The 19,019-nt window shown below is 65.0% G+C and carries 16 protein-coding genes; 7 read left to right on the plus strand and 9 right to left on the minus strand.

Going from position 1 to position 19,019, the window contains the following annotated elements:
- Positions 1 to 92 precede the first annotated feature (92 nt).
- Complete coding sequence (locus GXW79_RS11890; RefSeq protein ID WP_211874605.1) at positions 93 to 1,514, plus strand: MmgE/PrpD family protein; 1,422 nt, start codon at positions 93 to 95, stop codon at positions 1,512 to 1,514.
- Positions 1,514 to 2,479, plus strand: coding sequence for a Bug family tripartite tricarboxylate transporter substrate binding protein (locus GXW79_RS11895; RefSeq protein ID WP_211874606.1), 966 nt, complete (start codon positions 1,514 to 1,516; stop codon positions 2,477 to 2,479). The genes GXW79_RS11890 and GXW79_RS11895 overlap by 1 nt, the downstream gene beginning before the upstream one ends.
- A 705-nt stretch (positions 2,480 to 3,184) precedes the next feature.
- Here GXW79_RS11895 and GXW79_RS11900 read toward each other — a convergent pair.
- The 3 genes from GXW79_RS11900 to GXW79_RS11910 all read right to left on the minus strand — a co-directional run bounded on the left by GXW79_RS11900 (position 3,185) and on the right by GXW79_RS11910 (position 4,432).
- Entirely contained in the window at positions 3,185 to 3,604 is a 420-nt protein-coding gene (locus tag GXW79_RS11900) for a hypothetical protein (RefSeq protein ID WP_211874607.1), read from the minus strand.
- A 104-nt stretch (positions 3,605 to 3,708) separates the two neighbouring features.
- Positions 3,709 to 4,065: a hypothetical protein gene (locus tag GXW79_RS11905; RefSeq protein ID WP_211874608.1), complete on the minus strand. Its 357-nt coding sequence runs from the start codon at positions 4,063 to 4,065 to the stop codon at positions 3,709 to 3,711.
- Between the two features lie 58 nt (positions 4,066 to 4,123).
- Positions 4,124 to 4,432, minus strand: a complete 309-nt coding sequence (locus tag GXW79_RS11910) for a hypothetical protein (protein ID WP_211874609.1) — start codon at positions 4,430 to 4,432, stop codon at positions 4,124 to 4,126.
- Here GXW79_RS11910 and GXW79_RS11915 point away from each other — a divergent pair.
- Positions 4,431 to 4,667, plus strand: a complete 237-nt coding sequence (locus GXW79_RS11915) for a hypothetical protein (protein WP_211874610.1) — start codon at positions 4,431 to 4,433, stop codon at positions 4,665 to 4,667. The two genes, GXW79_RS11910 and GXW79_RS11915, sit on opposite strands and share 2 nt — an antisense overlap.
- Here the strand turns inward: GXW79_RS11915 and GXW79_RS11920 are convergent.
- Positions 4,634 to 5,431 carry a hypothetical protein gene (locus tag GXW79_RS11920; RefSeq protein WP_211874611.1) on the minus strand — a complete coding sequence of 266 codons (798 nt, stop codon included), beginning with the start codon at positions 5,429 to 5,431 and terminating at the stop codon, positions 4,634 to 4,636. The genes GXW79_RS11915 and GXW79_RS11920 overlap by 34 nt on opposite strands.
- 104 nt (positions 5,432 to 5,535) lie before the next feature.
- The gene (locus tag GXW79_RS11925; protein WP_211874612.1) at positions 5,536 to 5,775 is read right to left on the minus strand and encodes a hypothetical protein; all 240 of its coding nucleotides are present in this window, start codon (positions 5,773 to 5,775) and stop codon (positions 5,536 to 5,538) included.
- An 87-nt stretch (positions 5,776 to 5,862) separates the two neighbouring features.
- On the opposite strand from GXW79_RS11925, the gene GXW79_RS11930 reads away from it, so the two are divergent.
- The 4 genes from GXW79_RS11930 to GXW79_RS21815 all read left to right on the plus strand — a co-directional run bounded on the left by GXW79_RS11930 (position 5,863) and on the right by GXW79_RS21815 (position 14,790).
- The gene (locus tag GXW79_RS11930) at positions 5,863 to 6,309 is read left to right on the plus strand and encodes a LysR substrate-binding domain-containing protein (protein WP_211874613.1); all 447 of its coding nucleotides are present in this window, start codon (positions 5,863 to 5,865) and stop codon (positions 6,307 to 6,309) included.
- Between the two features lie 568 nt (positions 6,310 to 6,877).
- Entirely contained in the window at positions 6,878 to 9,535 is a 2,658-nt protein-coding gene (locus GXW79_RS11935; protein WP_211874614.1) for a M48 family metallopeptidase, read from the plus strand.
- A gap of 298 nt (positions 9,536 to 9,833) precedes the next feature.
- Positions 9,834 to 10,022, plus strand: coding sequence for a PDDEXK family nuclease (locus tag GXW79_RS11940; RefSeq protein WP_211874615.1), 189 nt, complete (start codon positions 9,834 to 9,836; stop codon positions 10,020 to 10,022).
- Positions 10,023 to 12,441: 2,419 nt separating this feature from the next.
- The gene (locus tag GXW79_RS21815) at positions 12,442 to 14,790 is read left to right on the plus strand and encodes a DUF5906 domain-containing protein (RefSeq protein WP_211874616.1); all 2,349 of its coding nucleotides are present in this window, start codon (positions 12,442 to 12,444) and stop codon (positions 14,788 to 14,790) included.
- Between the two features lie 1,683 nt (positions 14,791 to 16,473).
- Here the strand turns inward: GXW79_RS21815 and GXW79_RS11950 are convergent.
- From GXW79_RS11950 to GXW79_RS11965, 4 genes are read right to left on the minus strand one after another with little or no spacing between them, the layout of a single operon-like run.
- Positions 16,474 to 16,599 carry a PhzF family phenazine biosynthesis protein gene (locus GXW79_RS11950; RefSeq protein ID WP_211874617.1) on the minus strand — a complete coding sequence of 42 codons (126 nt, stop codon included), beginning with the start codon at positions 16,597 to 16,599 and terminating at the stop codon, positions 16,474 to 16,476.
- Between the two features lie 38 nt (positions 16,600 to 16,637).
- Positions 16,638 to 17,198 (minus strand): sugar O-acetyltransferase, encoded by a 561-nt coding sequence (locus tag GXW79_RS11955; protein WP_211874618.1) that lies wholly within the window; start codon positions 17,196 to 17,198, stop codon positions 16,638 to 16,640.
- Between the two features lie 45 nt (positions 17,199 to 17,243).
- Positions 17,244 to 17,933 (minus strand): cyclase family protein, encoded by a 690-nt coding sequence (locus tag GXW79_RS11960; protein ID WP_211874619.1) that lies wholly within the window; start codon positions 17,931 to 17,933, stop codon positions 17,244 to 17,246.
- Between the two features lie 24 nt (positions 17,934 to 17,957).
- The gene (locus GXW79_RS11965; RefSeq protein ID WP_211874620.1) at positions 17,958 to 18,950 is read right to left on the minus strand and encodes a Bug family tripartite tricarboxylate transporter substrate binding protein; all 993 of its coding nucleotides are present in this window, start codon (positions 18,948 to 18,950) and stop codon (positions 17,958 to 17,960) included.
- Positions 18,951 to 19,019: the final 69 nt, after the last annotated feature.

The raw sequence follows: 19,019 nt of genomic DNA on the forward strand, positions 1-19,019 counted from the left end.
ATATGAACAACATATGATCAACCCAATGACAATATATTGGACCATGGGTTGCTCTGCCCTTATGCCTTGCCGAGGAAGCACGGACATATGTCATGAGTGAAAACCCCCCCCTCCTCGAAAACGCCACGCGCGACCTCGCGCGCTTCGCCGCCGACCTGCGCTACGAGGACATCCCCCCCGAGGTCATCGCCCAGGCCAAGCTCTGCCTGCTCGACGGAATCGGCGTCTGCCTCCATGGCTCGACGCTGCCCTGGACGCGCATCCTCCAGCAGGTGACAGCGGCGGAGGGGGGCACGCCGGTGGCCTCGCTCTGGGGCACCGGCAGCCGCGGCTCGGTGTCGCAGGCCGTGCTGGTGAACGGCACAGGGGGCCATGCGTTCGAGATGGACGACATGCACAAGGAATCGATCCTCCACCCCAATTCGCTCACGACGCCGATCGCGCTGGGGTATGCCGAGGCCAGCCGCGCGACGGGGCGCGATATGCTGACAGCCATCGTGGCCGGCTATGAGGTTGGCACCCGCGTTGGAAACGCCGCGACCATGGCGCTCTTCCTGGACGGCTTCCACCCGCAGGGGACCAGCGGCACCTTCGTCGCCGCCGCCGCCGCCGGGAAGATGCGGGGGCTGAACGCCGTGCAGATGCAGCACGCGCTGGGCATCGCCGGCTCCATGGCTTCAGGCCTCATGGCGGCGCAGGAAGGCGCCATGGTAAAGCGCCTGCATGCTGGGCGCGCCGCCCAGGCCGGCGTGCTTGGTGCCGAGCTTGCGGCCAAGGGCTTCACGGGGATCAGCGACATCCTGGAGGCCGGCTATGGCGGCTATCTCAGCAGCTTCTCCAGCCGGCCGGCGCCACAGAAGCTGACCCAGGGCTTGGGCGAGAGCTGGGAAACGCTGAATGTCGGCTTCAAGATGTACCCAACCGTCACCAGCATCCACACCGCGCTCGACTCGCTGCGGTGGCTGATGGCGGATAATGCGCTGGCGCATGGCGACATCGAATTGGTCGAGATCGGCTGCAGCCGCATGACATACGTACACACGGCCTGGCCCTACAAGCCGGCCGGCATCACTGCGGCGCAGATGAACCTCTTCTTCGGCCTCGCTGTCGTGGCGCTGGGTGGGAATGTGACGACGGCGGACCTCACCGAGGCACGGTTGCGCGACCCTCAAGTGCTAGAGCTCATCGGCCGGATGCGCGGCCATGAGGATGCGGAGATCGAGGCCATGGGGCCCTTCTTCCGCCACGCCTGCCAGATGCAGGTCACGACGCGGGACGGCCGCAGGCTGCGACACAAGGAACTGGCCCGCCGCGGCAGCCCGGAGAACCCCGTGAGCATCGCTGAAGTTCAGGAGAAATTCCGCGGCAACGTCGCCGGGCTGCTCTCGGATGCCGAGGCCGAGCAGGTGATCGGCGACGTCGCGCGCTTCGAGACACTGCCGGATGCGGCGCGCATCATCGCCATCCTGGGCACCGACAGAACCGGGGCGGCGCGCGTCGAGGAGATGGCGTAATGTCGCTCTCACGCCGGAATGTGATGGAAGCCGCCACCGGCCTGGGGCTACTGGGAGTGGGCGTGGCGGAGGCCCAGCCGCAGGCTATTTCCATGGTGGTGCCCTATGCTCCGGGCGGTGGCACCGACATTGTTGGGCGCAGCTTCGCGCAGCTCTTCGCGCGCGAGCTGAACCGCACTGTGGTGGTTGAGAACCGCAGCGGCGCCGCAGGGCATATCGGCACGTCGGCCGTGGCGCGCGCGCGGCCGGACGGCAACACGCTGCTCTACTGCGTCAGCACGCATATCGTGGTGAACCCGCATCTCCAGCGCGGCCCGGGGACGGAGCTGATCTCGTCGATGACGCCGGTCGTGCAGGCAGCCTCTTACCAATATGTGCTAGCGGTAGATCCGGACCTCGGCGTCGCCAGCGTGGCGGATCTCATCGCGCTGGCACGCACCCGGAGCCTGACCTATTCGACGGCGGGGGTGGGCAGCAACAACCACCTCGCCGCCGTGGTCTTCGCGGATGCCGCCGGCCTGCAGATGGAGCACGTGCCCTACCGTGGCAGCCTCCCGGCACTGCTCGACGTGGTGGCGCACAATGTGCAGCTCATCTTCAGCTCGCCGGCGCCGGCGATTCCGTTGGTGCGCGACGGCAAGCTGCGCGCCCTGGCGGTGACGGGCGCTCATCGTTTGGCGGCACTGCCCGAGGTGCCGACGCTACGAGAGGCGGGGCTGCAAGGCGCCGTCATCAACGGCTGGCACGCGGTCTTCGCGCCAGGTGGAACCTCCCCGGACATCCTCGCCATCTATGAGGCCGCGGGCCGCCGCGTCGTCGCCATGGAAGAGTTCGGCGGGCGCATCGCGGTGGAGGGGATGGAGCCGCCGCCGGACCGATCGATGGAGGCCTTCGCCTCCGCCATCCGCGAGGAGAGCGCCTTCTGGGGCCGCAAGCTCGCGGAGATGCAGATCCGCATGGAGTAGGCGAGCTGATTATCCGGCGATGATCGTCTCGCCGCCGACGGTCCCGCTTTTGCCCATCGCCAGTATTCTGCCCCGGATCATCGCCTCGGCAGACCGGGTGTTCGACGTGGTTGAGTGGTAGAGAATGGGTATAGCGAAAGCGTTAAAGGCGAGCACGAGCGCGCTCAGACTCCACACCGCTTAACGGACGCGAACGTCAGGTGCCAGTAGGTGCGCTTCAGAGAAAGTTAGAACCCGATTCCCACCGTTGCAGCGGTAGGAACCGGGTTCCAACCTTCTCTGGGCGCGGCGCCTCCACTCACCCTGATGCAACGCCTGCGCGCCCGTCGTTAGACGCTTCGAAGCTGCGGGTCTGCGCCTCCATCAGCGCACCTTCGCGGGCGCGACTTATGCCTGGGACTATCCGCCTTTTGGCCTGGGCGCGCCGACCCTACTACCGGCGGTCGGTACGGAAGCTCCTGTGCGGGTTCGTCCCTGGCCAGAGCTTGTGGCCTTGTCAGCCACCGAGCTGGCCGGCTTCTTCGCCAGCACTCTGACGGCAGGTGCTCCATGACGGCTTCGCACGCGCAAATCGAAGGACAGCGAAAACCTGAGGTCAACTCCATGGGGCGCTTACCGTGGTGGCGCGGTCGCGGCGAGGGACTTCATGCGCGCAGCACCAGCCTCCACCGACAGCCGTGGGGCCGTCGCCTGATGTCTGTCCCCTCACCCTCTGCGCTGCCTGGGTGCCTGTGCGGGCGGGTTCTGCATCTCGCGGATCGTTCGCACCAGCGTGTCCGCGTCGCGCAGCAGGTCGGAGCGTCGAAACCGATCGCAGCCCGGAGCGCCATATCGCTCAGCTTCCTGGGCGGCGAACAGGACCGTGGCGGAAACGAAGCCTCGCCCGAAATCCTCGCGTCCGTTGCTGCGCGCACCCCGCAGCACGACGGCCGCCGCCGACTCCCGCAGTGAGACCACCCAGTCCTCTGCACGAAGCCCGCATGTCTCCGCCACCACTGCGGCACGGATAAAGGCAGCACCGTCGACTATCGCCTGAAGCTGGGGGAGCGGCGGCAGCTCGTCCTGCGCCAAAGCCTGACCACCGATCCCCGCCGCCAGGGCCGCGGCCAGCACCATCACGCGCATCCGCCCCTCCACTATGTCTCCGCCACCTTGCCGCATCCGCGATTCGGGGCGCCATCGTGAAGCGCCTCCTGGCAGCCCTGGGCCTGCGTACCGAAGGAGCGGTATTATTCGCCGGTCGGCAAGGGACGAGTGTTCGTGGCGATTGCCCTCAGCGTCTCCACTGTCACGGTCTGGTCGGGCAATGCGAGCGGCATGGGCACTTGTCCCGGCGGGATGATCGCCAGCAGCGCCTCGATCTCGGCCTGCTCCAACAAGCCCTTGTCGGCGAGGGCTTTTATCAAGGCCACGTAGGCCGTCGACAGAGCCGACGCATAGTTGGTGACAACCGCAAGTTGTTCCTCCAACTCCGAAAAGAACATCCCGGTGCTCAACTCCGCCTGAACACCCATTAATGGTAGCGGCATCGCTTTGACCCTGCAACGACTTTCCGCCTCGCCGCTGATATCCTTCGCTCCATCCAAGTCGGCGGCCGCAGACCTCGGCGAGCCGCGCGCGGCTGCGGGATGCCGTCGCGTGATGTCAGCGATGCAAGGGCGGGTCCTTGGCCGGGTCGAACTCGCGGGTGCTTTGCGTGAGGCAGGACGGGCAGCTGACGGTCAGTTGCTTCATTCCGAAACCGCCAAAGGTCGGGTGTGGCCGCTCGCTCACCACCAATGTGCGCATGCCGCATCTCGAGCACGCCAGAAGATCCGGGCTGCTGCTGCGCCTAGCCTCCAAAGCCGCCAGTCGCCGTTCCAGGGCATCGACCCGATCGGGCAAGGGTTTAAGCCGCATCCAATCCTTGATGGAGGAGAAAATCGACAGCACGTCTGAAATCGAGACCGCCATGGCGAAGCTCCATAAGTGGCTGCCTGATGACTCGGGCGCCGTGATGCTGACCACCGAGTTGCGGAAAATCCAGATTGTTCGCCGCGACAGCGGCGAGCGGGTTCTCATATGCATGGAAGGGGGGCGCGCAGCGTTCCAAGCCGTGCTGCTGCCGCGAGCCGCCGCCTCTCTTGCCAGGCTGCTCACCGCCTGCTGGCTGTGTCACTTCCCCTTCTGCTCCGCGAGCCATCGATGAGGCGCGGAATCCGGCGCGTCCGCGCCGGCAGTCGTAAGGCTTGTGATCGGTGGGTCACCACCATCCGTCATGCGAAGCCGAAAGCGGCGGTGGCCGGTGATGCCCCGCTGCTGTGGGGCTCTGCGGCGCGTCGCCCAGCCGCTAAATGCAAACGGCACGCGGCCCGCCAGCTCGATCTCGGTGATCTCTACGTCGAACGTCTCGATATCGCCCTGCGCGCGGCGTCGTTGCACGGTGACCTTAGGGGGCGTCCGAAGGCGCCGCATACTCAAGCGGCCGGGCGGTGCCTCCGGGCGGGGCGACGTCGGATGTTCGCCCGCCTGCATCATCAGCCAGATGCCCAGATCGGCAGTGGGGATCACCTCGCCGGTCGCGCCGTCCTTCGCGCCCTGCACGCGGCTCGTGTAGAAGGTCCGCTCGTCGCGCCGCAGGTGGCACCAGGCACGCATCGCCAGGTCGAAGGGGTTTTCTTCGCCGAAATCACGATAGATGGCGAGGACGTCGATCCGTCGGCTGGTGAGCACGCCGTTGGCGTCCGCATAGTTGATCTGCAACGGAATATTGAGGTTCGACAGGTGCTTCCAGCGGCCACCGCTCCTTTCCGGCGTCGGCCCACCCGCGCCCCGCACCACGGGCTCGCGGTCCTCCATCGCTCGACCCGGCTGACCCTGGTTATTGTCGGCGACGGAACGCGCCGTTGCGAGCCATCGAAACCCTATCCACGCTGCTATGATCGCGCCCGCGATCCCGACGAATTCCCACATCTTCAGCAGGCGCTCCGTGTCATCCCCATGCCGACTCTGCCGCAGCACACGTCGCAGAGGGACGCCTGATGGGCAGCGCTCGACGTCATTCCTGCGGCCCCGTTCTACCGGCGTGCGTGGACCGGATACCAGTCCACTAGGGAATCCGGCACGTCCTGTTTGTCGGCTCGTTCGTCCCAGGATTTCAGCCCGGTTTGCCCGCTGCGGATACATCTGACTGCCGCATCCGGCGTCGGCCAGTGCGCCCGGTACTCGCCTTGGAAGACGATCAGCCAAGTGCCGTTGTCGCGACGCCGCAGCTGCACGGTCCCTGCGCGATGATTGAAGCTGTAACTGATGATCATCTACTGTCGTTCCAGGTGAGCCAGCCAAGGATGCCGCGGAGCGGCTGGTTGAAGGAGATCGCGTTGAGGATGGCCACGTTGCGGTCGATGTCCATCACTTCCGTCGCCGCGTACACCAGCACCGGACCCACCGCGGAGGGCCGCGCCGGGATTTCGCAACGCCGGACCGGCGACGCGTTCGCTTCGAGACGGATATGGCAGCGAGTGACCTGGCCCGGCCTCTACGACGCCATCCTGGCGGCCTGCCGCACGGCCGGGCTTTTCACGAGCGTCTTGAAGAACGCGCCTCGCTTGCCGGCGACGCTCAGCCTGGTCGCGGCGGGCCTGGGCATTTCTTTGGTGCCCGCCTCAATGCGCAGGCTCGCCGTGGCGGGCGTCACGTACCGTGGGCTGGAAGACGGTCCCGGGCTGCTTGCTCCAATCCGGCTTGTGCTCCGCATGGTTGGTGCGAGCGCCACCTCGATACAATTCGCCGCCGCCATCAAACGGTTGGCCGCCAATGCGCGCGCCCCAATGCCTGAGACGGAGGGGTAAGAAACGGCGACCTCGTCATCCATCCGGGCAGCGCTGATCGCGGGCCGGGTCTCGCATACCGCAGATCTGGAAGCGATCCTCGATGGGTATGCACCAAATGGCGTGATGCTATCCGCACTCCTCGACACATTCCCCGACCTATGGGAGCGCCACCGCGAGCACCTAGCGCGCGGCTGACGGAGGAGCCCAGTGTCTGTTTTACGTCCATTCAGGATGTTCAGCGGACCGCTCGCTGGCCTCGAAATCCGTCGTCCATCCAGCCATGTTCGAACGTCGCGATTGATGAATGGCGGCCCAGTCGCCATCGAGTGAAATCATTGAACATCCGACCGCTCATTCATGGAGCGCGCTGCGACGCTCAATTGATCGATTGGGCGCTCACCCCCGCTGCTCAGGCATTTTATAGCCTCGCCATTTCGCCCTTTGAGGAAAGCGCGTGACTGGACTGGCAATCGCTAGGGGGGCTATGCCAGTCGCCTAATTGGCGAGACATTTCAGTATGATGAACGCTTCGGCCTTGCCGTCAAAACTTGGCGGTTTCGCCACGCTCAGCCTAGTCGCCGTCACGGTGCTGCTCCCCCTGGCCATCGCCCTGCTCGGCTTTTGGGAAAAGCAACGCGGCGCTGACGACCTCATGGCGGTGGAGGCGACGGCGACTCAACTCACCAAGACCGTGGCCAGCCTCGAAGCCCGGCCCAGGCCCTCCGACGGACGCGTCGATTTCGGCATGCGCTTCCAGCAGGGCGGTCAGAACTACGTTGGCCCCCTTGCTCTGGAGCGGGCACGCGGGGCGCAGGCGGACGCCAACTCCACGGTGACCCTCTTCCACTGGCGGCAGAAATTGGCACCAGTGGTAATGGTGGGTGCCGCCCTGGCCTCGACGCTCTCGCTGGTGATCCTGCTCGGCGCCGTCCTCCTGGCCCGCCTCGGGCGGGGTTCGCGGGATGCACTGGTGCAGGGCTTTGAATTCACCAGGCGCGTTCTTCCCTCGCTGCTGGGGGCACAAGTGTTGCTGGTTGCCCTCGCCTCAGTCGCCGCCATGGGGTTCGAGGGGATGGCGATCCTGGCCAACGACAATCTCTCCTCCGGCGGGGTGAAGGTGGCGGCCCTGATCGTGGGCGGCATCGTCCTTTGCCTTTGGACGGCGGGGGCGGCGGTGCTGGGGCTGCGTCACGCGGCCGGTGCCTTCACCCCCGATCCCCTGCCGATCGAAGGCCGCGTGGTCCCGCGTGAGGCCGCACCGGGTCTGTGGCGCATGGTCGATGACCTGGCTGCCAAGCTGGGCGCGCTCCGGCCCGACAACGTCGTTGTTGGGGTCACGGGCGGCTTCTTCGTCAGCTCCGGTGCGAAGGTGCTGCAGCCCGGGAACGCGGCGCTGACCGGGCGCACGCTCTACCTGCCCCTGTCGCTCCTGCCCCTGCTGCGGGAGGATGAGGTCGCCGCCATCATCGGCCACGAGCTGGCGCATTTCTCGGGCGGGGATACGGAGTACAGTCAACGCTTCCTGCCGATCTACATGGGCGTCGAGCGCTCGCTCGACGCGGTGTTCCGGGCCGGCATGGGCGGCGACGGCCGGCCCTCGCTCCTGACCCGGCCGGCACTGCGGCTGGGTTCCTTTGTGATAAACCAGTTCCACCATGCGGTCCGGCACTGGAGCAGGCGGCGCGAGTTCGAGGCCGATGCGGCGGGGGCCAGCGCGACATCGGCCGAGGCCCAGATCAGGGCCCTGTTGCGCACCGGCGGCTGCCAGCCGCGGATCGACGAATTGCTAGGCGCGGCGTTCCGCGAGCCATCTCAGGCACCCCCTGACCTCGTGGCCGCCACCCTGGCGCACGCCGCGGCCCGCGGCCCGGATGACCCGGAGACCTATCTGGAGGACATCCAGCCGCACCCCACCGACACGCACCCACCGACGCGCCAGCGCATCGCCGCCCTGGGGTGGCAAATCGACGCGGCCCTACTGTCCGATATGCGCATTGTGCCGGGGCCCGAAAAGGCCGGCGAACGGCTCAGGGGATTGTTCAATGACCCTTCGGGACTTTGCAGGGAGGCCAGCGCAGATTTTCTGGCCGCCGCCCGGGAGGCCGCGCGCGAGCATTTCCAGGCGCTGGAACAGGCCGCGCATGGCATCCCTGCCGGACCGGTGACGGTGAGCGAGAACACCCGGCTGGGCGGCATGGTCCTGATCGCCTTCGGCGCCGTCCTCGGCCTGACCGTCGCCGGGCTGGCGGTCACCGGCGTGCCTGGCCATTCCACCCAGGAGCTGTCGATCGTGCTCGGCGCGGCCTCGATTCTGGCGCTGGTCTTCCTCATCCCTGGCATCCTGGCCTGGCGGCGCGGTGAGCGACCCTTCGTCACCTTCACGCCCGACGCGCTGCAAGTGGTCGGGCTGGATCGGCCCATTCCCTGGCGGCAGGTAGCGGATGTGGACTTCGTATTTGGCAAGGCCGGGGTCGCCACCCGGCTGCTCCTGTCGCACCGGGCGGAACTTCCCGCGCGGCATCGCGGCGCTCGGCGGCGGGTGAAGATCGATGCCGGACGCCGCATCATCACCTTCGGCGGCACGCCCCCCAAGACCATGAAGGCCGAGGGGTTCATGGAGCTGATCGCCGCCTATCGCCGGGCGGAGTTCGCCCGCCGCCTGCTGGCCGAGCAGGCGAGCGACGATACTGTCATCCCGCCCAGCGGCACGGCCCCGGCCCCGGCTATCGCCGAACAGATGCGCGAGGCACCGCCGCCATCGCCACCACCGACCCTTCCGCCCCTCGGCAGCGGCAAGCAGGAGGCCCTCTGGTCGTTGCTCGGCACGCTGATCTTCGGTGCGATGCTGACCACCCTGGGCATTTTCATGGTGCCGGACCTCGTGACCGACTGGCAGGTGCGGGGAAGTGCCTCGCCTGCGACCCAGGGCCGAGTTTCGGCGGCGTCCTGCAGCACGAGGCTGGTCATCACGACCTGCGATATTTCGATTGAACCGACGAGGGGCGCCCGGGCCGCCACACGGGAGATGAACCTGCTTTTCGCCAGCGCCGGGCTGGGGCATTTCTCGGTCAGGCTGTTGGCGGACCCGGCACGGCCGGAATGGGCGACAACGGATTTCGGGCTGGATCGGCTGTGGAACCGCACGATCACCGCGCTGGTCATCGGCAGCATTTTGCTGGTGATGACGCTTGCGCCCATCGTCGTCGTCTGGCGGCGATTCCGCCTGGGTGAAGGGAATGGCTGAGGCGTAGCCCTCACGTCGAAAGGCCCGAGCGCTCCCCGCCAGTCGCCGCTCCATGCTGGCGCGCGCACCGGGGTCCAGGTTCAGGGCAGCAGAGTTGGTCCAGCCAGGCTCGGCTTACTGAACTGACCCAAGATCACGCAGCGCTGTCCGTCCGCTCCCGGCCCCGTGCCGCATTTGCCCATCGCACCCTACTCCCGGCCAATACCGGCCCAGGCCAGAAGCCGGCTTCTGGGCCGTCGCCCTGAACTCCGCGCCGCTCGACGCCGCGCAGCTCCACAGCGAACAGTTGCTTGAAGACATGATCGTCGCCGTGCTGCAGATGTTATGGGATGCCTGCATGCTCATCGGCCGGCAGGAACGCACCCTGCATGCCGGCCGCATGGACCAGCTGGCAATTGCTCCAGACGGCAGCCTGGTTCCAATTGAGCTCAAGCTCGACCGAACCCCCTGCGATGTGGTCGCCCAGGCGCTCGACTACGCCAACTAGGTGGAGGGTCTGCATCCGGATGAGATCGCCGCCATCTACGACTGCTCCCGCCCGGCTGTAGCCTCGCCGCCGACTTCGAGCCGCGGTTCGGTGACCAGCTGAACAGCGACCACCATCGTCTTCGTCGCTGCTGCGCTGGATGCGGGTTCGGAGTGGATCGTCGAGTATTTGGGGCTCCGCGGCATCGCCAGCGACGTGCTCTATTTCCAGGTCTTCGCCTGGCGCGGCCAGCGATTCCTCAGCCGCGCTTGACTGCGCGATGCCGCAGCGGATCTGCCTCTCCGAACCGCCTTTCCCAGGTGGGGTCGCAGCGGAGCCATGGAACGAATTTTACGCCTCGTACGCCACCCGCGAGGGAACGCGGTCCTGGGCAACGCGGTGACCTGCGGCTTCGTCAGCACCGGCGGAGCGAGCTGGGACGGCAAGATGCTCAGACTACTGCATGCGCGACCGCATTTGGGCAAATGCGCCGGAGCATAGCTTTGTGGACCTCGGCATTGTGACCGGGCCCGCCTAGGCACAGAAGACCTTCCGGGCGAAGCCTCCAGGGGGTGCCCGGTCCCCGTCCTCCGATTAACCCAATGATGAAGCGCGCAGCGTACCGCTGGCCATCAGCCAGCAGCATGTCGTCCGAAAAACAGCCGTCGCGGGCGAAAATACTACAAATGACCGGAGCTGTATTAACTGCCGGAGATAAAAAATAATTCATAATACGTGTAGCTAAATCAGTAAATAAAAACATTGTTTTGCATCCGCAATCCTATTGTCAGTAGGTTTTGGTTCGTAGAGTTTTCGTCGGCGCAAAGTACCTGCTCCGTTCGAAAGCGAGTTCCCGAGGAAATATTATGAAAAATACCATCTGGGGTGTTGTTTTTGGCGGGTGCGGCGTAGATGCAAGGAGCGCCGCCTTGCGGCGCCATGCCTATCGACCTTTTTCCCGAAACGGGGGTGTCCTACAAGCAGGACGCCCCCACCGCGCGCCAACGCGGCAGGGGCAAGGGTTGCTCAGAAACAACCATTGCCTCGAGGGCAACGGCAGGACAAGTGCATCGACTGCACGCGGATGCAAGTGTTTTCGCTCGCATTCATCCTCCGGTCTCGAGGGCTTTTAACGAGGTCCTGTAATGACTGTGAGCGAACCACTTCCTATTGCAGCAGAATACCTGACCGAGTCGGAGTTTTCGGACCGCTACCGTGTTCCTGCCCGCACCGCGCAACGGTGGCGTGCCACTGGTGACGGGCCCGCGTTCGTTCGCTGTGGTCCGCGTCGCATTTTGTATCGCGTCACCGACTGCGAGAACTGGGCAGCCGCCCGGACTTTCCGCCATCGTGCCGCGGAACTCGCCGCACGCGAACCGAAGCAACCGTCCGACAAAGCTCTTCCTTCCAAGTAATATCCGCCGGGGCCTTTCGGCGCCCGCGGGGGAAGCTTAAGCGTGTGTAGGCATCGGAACATCAACTCCTGATGCCTGCCACTGCCGCATGACCCGCGCCAGCCCGATCCACTCCGGTTTGCCCGAGAGAGGCGAACCATGGACGCATGTTTCCGCTGCGGCTTGCGCTATCGCCCGCGTCGCACATCCAAGGCCGAAGCGCGGATAGCCCGCGCATTATCCGAACCGCTCTTGCGCCGCCGCTCCGCGCCCGCGCGCTGCCCTGTGCCTAAGCCGGAACTGCTGCGACCGCGCGCCTGCTGTGGCCCCGACGGCCAGGAGCGTTATGCCCTCCTGATCAATGGGCAGCGCATTCCGATCGTAGTCCCGGGCCTGGCCACTGCCCTTGCCAGCAAGACAACACTGGAGCCCGGCCGAGGAGCGGTGCCCACCCCTCCGTATCTCGCGGCAGGCTGCTCTGACGCTCAATTTGCCCGATCGAGGCTATCAGCCTCTCCCTCTTCATATGTCCACCAATCGACGCGAGCTGCGCGATGGGAGACTGGCGTCACCAATACGCTTAGGACTTCCGCCTTAAGCGCGTTTCTAATAAAACGCTTTGGAGGTCGCGCCCACTTCTTAACAAGCGGCGGCACGACCTCTCGCCATGGCGAAGAATCGCTCTTCCGCGCTAAAGCATCGCTAGCAGTGAAAGTATCAGGTCCCAAGCGCGGGGCCCGGTACGACTTCGAAGCCCGCGTCGGCGGCGATCCGCAGGTTTCGCCTGCCCATCTTCGTTGCGAGCCGATGCTCGGCCACGCCTGCGTTATGCGCCTGACACCCAGTGACAAGGTTACACAAGGACTTGGTCTCGCGGAGGGCATTAGAACCCGGCTTGCCATGATGCAGCGTGCCAGCTTAGGCCCGGTACTGGCCGCGAACTTTGCCGGGGGCGTCGCGCGCTTTCGGCTGAAAGTCGTAAGCATCGTGCCGCCGCCCGGTGGGGCGCGCCCCCTACCGAGCGCACTTCCCGTTGCGGTCACCCAGTGAGTAACCAGTCCTCCGGAGACACCGGCGACTTCGTGCGCATGATGGGGCCTGTTGCCCGCGCGATCATGGGCGAGTCGAACTCGGTGCTCTCGTCAAATACCGAACTCCGCTTTGGCACCAACGGCAGCCTGTCTGTCGATCTAATCGGGGGTATCTGGTTCGACTACGAGGCGCACGAGGGTGGCGGTGTCATCGACTTCGTTCGCAAGAAAAAGGGCACGGACCAAGCCGGCGCCGTGCAATGGCTGAAGGAAGAAAGTTTCTGGCCGAAGGTCGAGCGAGCGAACCACGCCAGCAAGCCGCGTATCGTCGCTACCTATAACTACACCGACGCAGCGTCAAAGCTGCTGTTTCAGGTCGTGCGGTTTGAACCGAAAACCTTCAAGCAGCGGAGCCCCGATCTCAGGAAGTCCGGCGGCTGGAAATGGTCCACTAAGGGCCTTCAGCCGGTGCTGTACCGTCTGCCCAAGATAATTGCCGCGGTCGCCGCTCGGCGCACAATATACGTCGTCGAGGGGGAGAAGTCGGCTGACGCCCTAGCCGCCCTGTGCCTAGACGCGACGTGCTCGCCTGGCGGGGCGGGGAAGTGGAAGGCCCACTATGGCCAGGCTCTGGCCGGGGCGACCGTGGTGATCCTGCCGGACAACGATCCTCCTGGGCAGGCTCACGCCGCCGAAGTGGCCAAGCACCTCCAGGGCATCGCAGCCAGTGTGGGGGTGGTGATGCTGCCGGAACTGCCACCGAAGGGCGATGTGGTTGATTGGCTAGCGGCTGGGCACACGCGCGAAGCTCTAGAAGCGATGGGAACCATCGAGGCGCTCACGCCGCCTCCTGACGCAGCCAAAGAGAAGGCCGAACGCGAATCGAGCCCTGAAGCGCAGGCGAAACCGAGTGCCGGAGCAACTGACTACGAGGCCGGTATTCGTGCCGTCGTGGATCGCTTCAATAGGCAATTCATGATGGTGAACGAATCGGGCAAGGCGGTGATCTTTCAGCGTGGCCATGACCCGGTGTTGAAGCGTCGCCGCTTCGATCGTCTCACCCTGCGCGATCTTCAAGCGCTCTTTATGAACGAGACCGTCGCCACAGGCGAAAATGACAAAAAACAGGTTGTCCGTAAGCCCGTCGCTCACGTGTGGCTGCGCCATCAAGACCGGCATCAGTACGTCCAGGGTGTGACCTTCGATCCTACCACCACCGAGTCCAGCCCCGGCGTGCTGAACCTTTGGGAAGGCTTCGCGGTGAAGCCGTCACGCGGGGATTGGTCGCTTCTGCAGTCACATATTCAGACCATCGTCTGCCGCGGTGACAAAGATCACTTCGAGTACCTGATGGGCTGGATTGCTCGCCTGTTCCAGCGGCCCGCAGAGCAGGGCGAGGTGGCCGTGGTGATGAAGGGCGGGGAGGGCACCGGCAAGGGCACCCTTGCCAAAGCGTTGATGCGGCTCGTGGGGTATCACGGCCTAGCAGTCTACAACAGCAAGCACTTGGTGGGGAACTTCAATGCCCATTTGCGCGACACGATCCTCCTTTTCGCGGATGAGGCCTTCTTCGCCGGCGACCGAGCGGCAGTCGGCGTCCTCAAGGGCCTCATCACCGAACCCTGGCTGATGCTGGAAGGGAAGTTCCAAAACGCGGTGCAGGGCCCCAACTACCTGCATATCTTGATGGCCTCCAATGAGGATTGGGTGGTTCCCGCCTCCCTCGATGCGCGCCGATTCTTCGTGCTGGAGGTGTCCGAGGCCAGGAAGAACGACATCGGCTACTTCGCAGCCATCTGGCAGCAGATGGATGCAGGTGGCTTTGAGGCCATGCTGCACGACCTGTTGCATATGGATCTAACGACCTTCAACGTCCGCGCCGTACCCGCCACCGAGGGGCTAGAGCGTCAGCGCAAGCTTAGCCTGACGACCACGGAAGCTTGGTGGCAAGACTGCCTGGAACGCGGCTACGTCTTCCGATCGTGCCTGGGGTTGGAGGCGGTGTTTGCCGTCTGGCACCCAACCGTCACCACTCATTTGCTGTTCGCCAGCTACCTCGCGTTCGCCAAATCCCGCGGCGAGCGGCGGATACTCACGAGAGAGGACCTAGGACGTTTTTTCGCCAGTATGCGCGCGGAAGCCTTCCGCTGGCGCAATGGAATCGTCAGCGAGCATCTCGCCGATGTGGAAACGTCGAACGGCGTCACCCGCATGGCAAAGGTTGTTAAGCTTGAGCGTGCCTACGGCTACAAGCTTGGAGATCTGACGAAAGCTCGGAACGCTTTTACGCAGAGCATAGGGCTTGATGTGGAGTGGGAGTCCGGCACCGATCCCGCCGACGACGGTGCCGACGGCTCCGACTGAGGTTGCCACTCCTGTCCTGGGTGGCCTAGGAGCCCAGGACAGATTCCTAAGAAAACCCTGCAGGATCAGAGCTGTCCTGGGTGTCCTGGGTGTCCTGGGTGTCCTGGGTGTTCCCCCTTTTTTCAGTTTTGTGTAGCAAAGCTCTTCCAGAAACCGAATAAAGATGCCGCAGGTAGAGGTGATGCTTACATGCATGTTTTTAGCCCAGGACACCCCAGGACACCCAAGGGCGGATATACAAATCAATGGCTTAGTTGGCGGCGTCTGTCCTAGGTGTCCCGGGTACCCAGGACATGCTCCGACCTAGGTGCCCAAAACTGACAGCTTCGCGTTAGGCACGGGAACGACCACTAGTCCCCTTGCATGCTTCCGCTCGCCTCACAGCTTCCTGGCGAAGAACGCGGCCGAGAGAGTCAGCCAAACCCCCACTCCTCGACCCGCAGCAAGATTGCCTCCGTTCCGGGTGTCTGAAGAAGCTCGGCCAGGTCGGGGTCATTGGGGAAGCTCGACCGCAAATCTGGCGGATCGAACCTCCCGGTAAGCTCTCTCACCTCATCGCCGATCAACGTGCATTCCCATGACGGGTCAGGATCGACAGGTTTCAAACGGGCACTCAACGTCGTTAGAAGCTCGCCGCCTTTCCACGATCGGCACATTCGCCGCCAGATGACAGCGCCGCCTGCGTCTAACCCGAACAAGTCCACTCCAAGAGCCATCCGGTTTCCTCGACCACGTTCAAGTTTTTAAGAACTCCGACTGAGAAATCAGAACAGGTCTTTTATGACCTGACAAGGACCGCATTCCTCCTTCTCCATCGGGAGCGCGGGACCTTGCTGAACCGCTATTGCCACATGCATGACGTGCGGCAGGCCCGCTGATCGGTGCTATGCCGCGAGCGGCCACGTATGGACTACTGCGATCCCCGCATACCCAGAAGAGTGCGACTGCAACGCCATCGGTCACACGATCCCCGGCGAAGTCCTTATAGACCCTCCCGACGACAACCGCGTTGAACCCGTCTGGATGAAGTACAGCGATGTCGAGTTGGAGCAGCGCCGCGACGACCATGTGGTCGCCTTTGCGGGCGAATTGCGCGTGAAGCATCGGAGGGCGGCAGTGTGCGCCTCAGCCACTGCCAAGGATCACGCAGAAGCCTTTAATCTTCTACGTAACGTTGCCTTTTTTCGCCGGCTTGCAGCGCCGCGTCCTTTTCTGCTGCCCTTCATTTTGCGACCCGTTGCACCTTGCGCGGCGGCTTCATGCGCGGGCGCGCTGCAACAGCCGGGAAAGCAATGTCGCGTGCCAGCCACTATCGCGCGCGGTTGGCACTGCACGGGCGTCCAGCTCAGCGGCGACGGCGGGCAACGTGGTTACGCCGGACCCTTGGAGGCTGCCAGGAACCGCAGCACGTTGCATGCGAAGCCGACGCAGGCGGAGAGCCTAGGGGGATAAGCTGCTCCGCTCCTCACCCTCGACGGTCAGGTCGACCAAGGCCGACGCCGCACTCCTGCATCAGGCGATTGCCGCGCTGCGTGACCCGGCCTGCCTCTAGCGCCGCACGAGCGCTGCTGAGGATCGAAAGACCGGCGAAGGGCAGCGCGCTGCGCCGGGTGAATATCCGCGGGTGGTAGTCGGCCCCGGCCTTTGTCGGTGGCAGGACGAGGTCGTCTCGGACCGGTTGATTTAGCAGGCGATGGCTTGCATGCCCGCCGTATCAAGACCTTCGGCGTCGAGCACTGCGGCAACGGTGTTGCCGAGGAACGGCATGGACGAGAAGGCGCCCGCAACCTTGTAGATTCTGCTTTTCATGGCGGGCGTCCGATCTTGTGCTCGCTCACGATCTCCCATCACGCCTTGGGACGTTGCCGAGCGGGATTTCCCATCACCGTCGCACCCGCCGGTACGTCGCGGGTCACGACGGCGCCCGCGCCGATGATGGCGTCGTCGCCGACTGTGACCCCGGGCAGTAGCAATGCGCCGGCCCCGATCCAGACATTCGCCCCGACGGTAATCGGCAGGCCGGATTCGATGCCGGCCCGTCGTTGTGCCGGATCGCGCGGGTGGTCCGCGGTCAGGAATTGCACCCCAGGGCCAACCTGGGTCAGGTCGCCGATCACGACCGGTGCCACGTCGAGAATCACGCAGTTGAAATTGAGGAACACCCCGTCACCCAGCGAGATGTGCTGGCCGTAGTCGCAGAAGAACGGAGGCCGGATGACCGCGTCCTCGCCGACATGGGCGAGGAGCTCGCGCAGGAGCACGCGTCGCTCCTTGGGGGAGGCGGCCAAGGTGGTGTTGTAGCGGACCATCCACGCGCGGGCGCGTTGCGCGTCCGCGGCGAGTTCAGGGTCGCCCGGCCTGTAAGCCTCGCCGGACAACATCTTCTGCTTCTCGGTCTTCATCGTCATGCGGATCGCATCCCTTGAGACTGGATGGGAAAGAGCCGCGCGAAGCTACTCGAACAGCGCCACCGCACGGATCGGGCTGGCCGTGCCGCCACGGATCTTGAGCGGCAGGCCGATGAAGCGGAAACGCCCGCGCCCGATGACCGCCTCCAGATTTGCCAAGCATTCCATGTGCGTGATCCCACGCTCGGCGCAGGCCATGTGCGCCTTGAAGTTCAACTCGCCCTCGGGGGAGGGGCTGATGGCTTCGACGCCGAACATGCCGATGCCCTGATCCGCCAACCAATGGATCGCCTCGATCGACAGCCCGGGGAAGTCGTGCCCATAGCCGGGCTTGCCGAGCAGGCGCGCATTGGTGCCAAGCAGGATCAGAACCGTGTCGTCCTTTTGGATCTCCTGCCTGGACGCCTTCACCGCCGCCTGGACTTCCGCCACGCTCGCGGCATGCTTCAGCGGCACGTGCGAAAGGTCGATGCAGAAGGCCGAGGTGATGAAGTTCTCTAGCGGCACCTGGTCGATGGAGAGCGCGCCCGGACGCGGATCGAAATGCACCGGCGCGTCGACATGCGTGCCGGCATGGTCGCTCATGGCAATGGACATGGCCTTGCTCGTGAAGACCGTGTCGCCGGCGACCTTCTTCTCCGAATGGTCGTTCCAGACCGTCATGATGACCGGCGGGTGCGACGGATGGGTCTGCGTGCGATGAAATATTTCGCGGCTCAGATCGATGATTTCCATGGGGCGCGTTTCCTTGTGCTCGGTTCAGTTGACGGTGATGTTGGCGTCGCGGATCACGCGGCCCCAGCGCTGCCGGTCGGCGGCGACATAGGCGGCGAATTCCTCCGGGCTCAGCCCGAGGCGGACGATCCCCTGCTCCTCCAGACGCCGCCCGATCACCGGGTCGGCGATGACGGTGGCGCAGGCGCTCCGCAGGCGGCCGAGCGGTCCGGCCGGAACGCCACTGGGCGCGAAGAACCCATAGTAGCTCACCGCCTCGTATCCGGGCACGCCGGCATCGGCCACGGTGGGCACGTCTGGCAAGGCCGGATGTCGCTGCGGCGTGGTGACGGCGAGAGCACGCACGGCGCCGGCCTGCACATGCGGCAGCGCCGTGGTGATCGGATCGCTTATGAGGTCGATGCGCCCGGCGAGAAGATCGGAGGTGGCCGGTGCCGTCCCACGGTACGGCACATGCGTCAGCTGGATCTGCGCCATGGCTTCCAGCAATGCGGTCGCCAGGTGGGAGCCGCCGCCATTCCCCGCCGAGCCGTAAGTCAGTTCCCCCGGCTTCTGGCGCGCGCGTTCGAGCAATTGCTCCAGGGTCCGGACATCGAGGCTGTTGCGGACATAGACGACCGAGCCCACGCCGCCCACGAGCCCCACCGGCACGAGATCGCGCGCCGGATCGAAGCTGGCGTCGCGATAGAGCTCCGGGTTGATCGAGTTGGTCGCCTGGCTGCCCATCAGCATCGTGTAGCCGTCCGGCGCGGCGCGGACCGCAGCCTCCGTGCCGATGCGCCCGCCGCTGCCCGTGCGGTTCTCGACGACGATGGTCTGCCCCAGCGCCCGCGAGAGCGGCTCGGACAGCACACGAGTCAGGATGTCGGCGGCACCGGCTGGCGGGAAGGGGACGATGACGCGGACGGAGCGGCTTGGGAAAGCCTGCGCATGCGCCGCCCTCGCGCCGAGGGTCGCGGCTGTGGCACCCATGCCGCCAAGCAGCACGCGTCGGCTGGTGAACCTTGCTTCCGTCATCACTGATCTCCCGTCGACGAGGGAGCAGCATCCCGGGGGCGCTTCTAATTTCGCAAGGTAAAATCAAGA

This window comes from Plastoroseomonas arctica (genome assembly GCF_018128965.1).
Lineage (GTDB): Bacteria > Pseudomonadota > Alphaproteobacteria > Acetobacterales > Acetobacteraceae > Plastoroseomonas > Plastoroseomonas arctica.

Bases quoted from the DNA above. Each gene is read 5' to 3' on its own strand.
- GXW79_RS11890 (WP_211874605.1), top strand. From the start codon at position 93: ATGAGTGAAAACCCCCCCCTCCTCGAAAACGCCACGCGCGACCTCGCG.
- GXW79_RS11895 (WP_211874606.1), top strand. From the start codon at position 1,514: ATGTCGCTCTCACGCCGGAATGTGATGGAAGCCGCCACCGGCCTGGGG.
- GXW79_RS11900 (WP_211874607.1), bottom strand. From the start codon at position 3,604: ATGCGCGTGATGGTGCTGGCCGCGGCCCTGGCGGCGGGGATCGGTGGT.
- GXW79_RS11915 (WP_211874610.1), top strand. From the start codon at position 4,431: ATGGCGAAGCTCCATAAGTGGCTGCCTGATGACTCGGGCGCCGTGATG.
- GXW79_RS11910 (WP_211874609.1), bottom strand. From the start codon at position 4,432: ATGGCGGTCTCGATTTCAGACGTGCTGTCGATTTTCTCCTCCATCAAG.
- GXW79_RS11920 (WP_211874611.1), bottom strand. From the start codon at position 5,431: ATGTGGGAATTCGTCGGGATCGCGGGCGCGATCATAGCAGCGTGGATA.
- GXW79_RS11925 (WP_211874612.1), bottom strand. From the start codon at position 5,775: ATGATCATCAGTTACAGCTTCAATCATCGCGCAGGGACCGTGCAGCTG.
- GXW79_RS11930 (WP_211874613.1), top strand. From the start codon at position 5,863: ATGTCCATCACTTCCGTCGCCGCGTACACCAGCACCGGACCCACCGCG.
- GXW79_RS11940 (WP_211874615.1), top strand. From the start codon at position 9,834: ATGATCGTCGCCGTGCTGCAGATGTTATGGGATGCCTGCATGCTCATC.
- GXW79_RS11950 (WP_211874617.1), bottom strand. From the start codon at position 16,599: ATGAAAAGCAGAATCTACAAGGTTGCGGGCGCCTTCTCGTCCATGCCG.
- GXW79_RS11955 (WP_211874618.1), bottom strand. From the start codon at position 17,198: ATGACGATGAAGACCGAGAAGCAGAAGATGTTGTCCGGCGAGGCTTAC.
- GXW79_RS11960 (WP_211874619.1), bottom strand. From the start codon at position 17,933: ATGGAAATCATCGATCTGAGCCGCGAAATATTTCATCGCACGCAGACC.
- GXW79_RS11965 (WP_211874620.1), bottom strand. From the start codon at position 18,950: ATGACGGAAGCAAGGTTCACCAGCCGACGCGTGCTGCTTGGCGGCATG.